This window comes from Candidatus Erwinia dacicola, assembly GCF_001756855.1.
In the GTDB taxonomy this organism is placed as follows: Bacteria; Pseudomonadota; Gammaproteobacteria; order Enterobacterales; family Enterobacteriaceae; genus Erwinia; species Erwinia dacicola.
Map to the genome: position 1 here is coordinate 1 of NZ_MAYS01000072.1, position 3,416 is coordinate 3,416.

Genomic DNA, 3,416 nt, shown 5'->3' on the forward strand with positions numbered 1-3,416 from the left:
TCTGCCGCTGATATCGCCAACGGCGCTGATTTGCTCAGGGCTCCACAACCAGTTGAGCGCTACCTCAACAAAGAAGACCGTATCCTCATGCATCCTGCGTTTGCCGGCAGCCTTGCGGCGGCTGGTGCTGAGCTTCTGCGCTACCGCAGGCTGGTAGCCATCTACAGAGCAATTACGGCGCAGTTCCCGCGAGACTGTTGACTTACAGACGCCTAGCCGGCGACCAATCTCGGCCTGACTAACTTTGTCTTCACACAACAGAGCTATCTGGTATCGTAATCCTTCGGTTAACTGCTGATATTTCATAGTTACTCGCTCATCTTTAGTCGGAAGAGCAGGATAGCTTATCGGTAGCTAACCGTCCCTCCATCTACATGACCGAGCGTTGCACTTATTATCTGAATTCGCGAGTTAGCCCTTCGTATTATTGGGGTCAGTTTGGATATCGAAAATTATTGTACGTTAAGGTTATTTTTTGACCTTTCTACTTTAGCTGGCCTCAGCCGACGAAACTTACCGGAAACCGGTATCCGGTTGCTTTTCCAGATATAATCGCCTATCAGATTGATATGCTCCCAGCCTAATGGCGACAAATGCGATAGCAGTTGATCGTTGATCTTCACCCCTTTACGCTTCAGGGCATCGACCGCTCTTTCCATATAGACGGTATTCCACAGCGAGATAGCAGCCGTCAGCAGCGTCAGTCCACTGGCGCGGTAGCTCTGATTTTCCGGTTTTCTGTCCCTGATTTCACCCAGCCGGTGCAGGAATACCGCACGCGCCAGCGCGTTACGGGCTTCTCCTTTATTCAGTCCCACCTGTACTCGCCGACGAAGTGCCGGGTCGCGGAACCAGTCGAGCATAAACAGCGTTCGTTCAATACGACCAATTTTCCTCAATGCTTTGGCAAGTCCGTTTTGCTTGGGGTAGCTGGCAAGCTTTTTCAGCATCAGGGATGCCGTCACGGTTCCCTGCTTTATCGAGGTCGCCAAACGCAGCACTTCACGCCAGTGAATCTCGATCTCTTTCAGGTGCAGCCTGGTCGTTGATACTAGTGACTGAAGCGCCGGATATTGGTCCGCTCTCCCTTTAATAAACAGCTTCTTGTCGTGGAGATCCCTGATTCGCGGACAGAACGCAAATCCCAGCAGATGCATCAGGGCAAAGACATGATCGGTGAAACCTGCGGTATCGGTGTAATGCTCCCTGATTTCCAGGTCGCTTTCGTGGTACAGCAAGCCATCGAGTACATGGGTTGAATCCCTGACCCGACTGATGATGCAATGGTGGTGAGGAGCAGGCGGGTATCGGGACGGGTAATATCATTTTTTATATGCAAAAAATGTCGGGTAAACGTCGTCCAGCTGTTTATTTCATCGAGAATTTCCGTGATTTTTGGGCGCGGTAGCATGCTGTAAACCAGTTCTGCTAGCGGTGAAACCTGTGCCGGAACGCAGTTATCCAGTAGAGAGACCTTTACGCCCTTGTCAGAGATTTCCACATCGGGCAGTTCACCAAGGGCCGCCATGGCATTGATCTCTTCAAGTCTGGACTGAAGCAGGGTCATACGGCTGGTAATGTACTCATGATAATCAGCAGATACGGGCAGTGGTAGCGCTGGTGTGAGTTTGTCAAAGTCCTTTTCGGGAATGAGGTAATCATCAAAATTTTTGTAGCGGCGCGAGCCTTTAACCCAGATATCCCCGGAGCGCAACGCCCCCTTAAGCTCGCTGAGCGCACAAAATTCATAATATTGCCGGTCAATACCCGCAGGTGTAGATTGCGCAGCCGGAGTTGCGACTAACTGTAAAGCTGACAACATGCGCTGGGCATATTTCCGTAATGTGCTGTATTTCTAAGTAATAATATGCAGCGGGTCAAAATTATTTTTTCTAGCAAAATGGCGTGTTTCCTCCAGACTGGCGACAAATTCAGGCCATGGGAGTATGTTTTCTATTGCAAGCCATGGATCGCCACCGGAATCACGGGCATCAGACAGCGCCTGACCGACATCGATGTACTGCCTCAGTTTTGACTGGATCAGCTTTTCGGTCTGCTGAAGGCGCTCAGCCTGTGTTCTTTTGGCTTTGCTGAAAAGACTGTTCAGCATGCGCTCATGCAGCTCAATCACTTCGTCTGTCAGTGTGGCTCTGGCTTCTTCCAGTACGCACACCAGGATCGCATGACGCCGGGCTGCTGAAAATCGGGTTAAATCCCGGCTGCTCATCTTTCGGCCTTCCCGCGCCAGTTTCAGCGACCGGTTCTGGTGAATGGTACGATCTATACCTTCCGGTAATGCCAGCGATTCAATGCTACTGAGCCGATCAAGATGTTGCAGCACGTTCTTACCATTGATTTTACCCGGCGGTTGCAGAAGCCATGTCAGCCTGGAAGATTGATTATCTGATGACTCAAGTAAACGATCCAGGGCATCCCTGTGAGCCGGAGTTAACGGGGAATTCAGAGTCTGAAATACGATTTTATCGCCGCAGGCCATGGCCTCCGCACAGGTACGCTCCGCGACATCAATCGCGGGGATTATAACGTTGTTCTGCCGGAGATAGACCAGTAACTCTTCGGCCAGGAGAATTCCTTTATCGGTGCGCGTCGCCATAGACAGCAGGTGTGTAATACAGTCCTGCTGTATTTTGCCGGTGAACGCCTTTACGCCAAGATAGCGGTAGAGTTCGCGTTAACTCATCGTCCGGTAATGCCAGTAATGATTCTCTTTCTGACAGAGAAAGAATCTGCCTCCTTGCCATATAGTTTCCCTCATAAATTATTAGATGCATTATTTTTAACAAAAATGGTTATCGCATAAGGGTACACCCTATTGTACGGTAAGCCTGTTTAAAAAACAGGCTTACCGTACAATAATTATCTATATCCAAACTAACCCTGACGTGACTATACCCCGCTATGCTTGTAGCAGGAGGTGCCTATGTGCGGACGTTTTGCCCAGTACAGCAGCCGTGATGACTATTTTGAATCAATTGGCCTGAAATCGGTCGAGTCCGTCAAGGTGGTGTAAATTCAGATCCAGCCTTCCGGTCCGGTAATATGTCTGTTAAGCGCTGAGTGGCAGCGCCTCGATCACATCGTTTTCAGCGGTCTGCTCTATCTCCGCCATGCTGTGCTGCGGCAGGTAGCGGTTCTGCAACAGCCATTCTTCGTTCTGCTCCGTCAGCACCGCACCCAGAAGCCGGGTTATGCTCTCTTCGTTGGGAAAAATACCCACCACGTCGGAACGCCGCTTCACCTCTTTATTCAGGCGCTCCAGCGTGTTCGTGGAGTGGATTTTCACCCGGTGCGCTCCCGGGAACCCGAAGTACGCCAGCCCCTCCGCCTCCGCTTCGTCCATCATCTCTGTGACTGCCGGGAAGTTCTTTTCCAGCTGGGCCGCGACCTCGCGCCAG

Annotated in this window: 2 protein-coding genes and 1 pseudogene; all 3 read right to left on the reverse strand. The window is 51.0% G+C overall.

Annotated elements, in window-relative coordinates:
* Window positions 1-306 (reverse strand): helix-turn-helix domain-containing protein (locus tag BBW68_RS17445; RefSeq protein WP_148127500.1); only part of this gene is annotated, 306 nt, incomplete at its 3' end.
* A 146-nt stretch (window positions 307-452) separates the two neighbouring features.
* Window positions 453-2,689: pseudogene (locus BBW68_RS01965) on the reverse strand (Tn3 family transposase); the annotation flags it as partial.
* Window positions 2,690-3,067: 378 nt separating this feature from the next.
* Window positions 3,068-3,416: transposase (locus BBW68_RS01970; RefSeq protein WP_186821244.1), on the reverse strand; the 349-nt coding region annotated here is incomplete at its 5' end.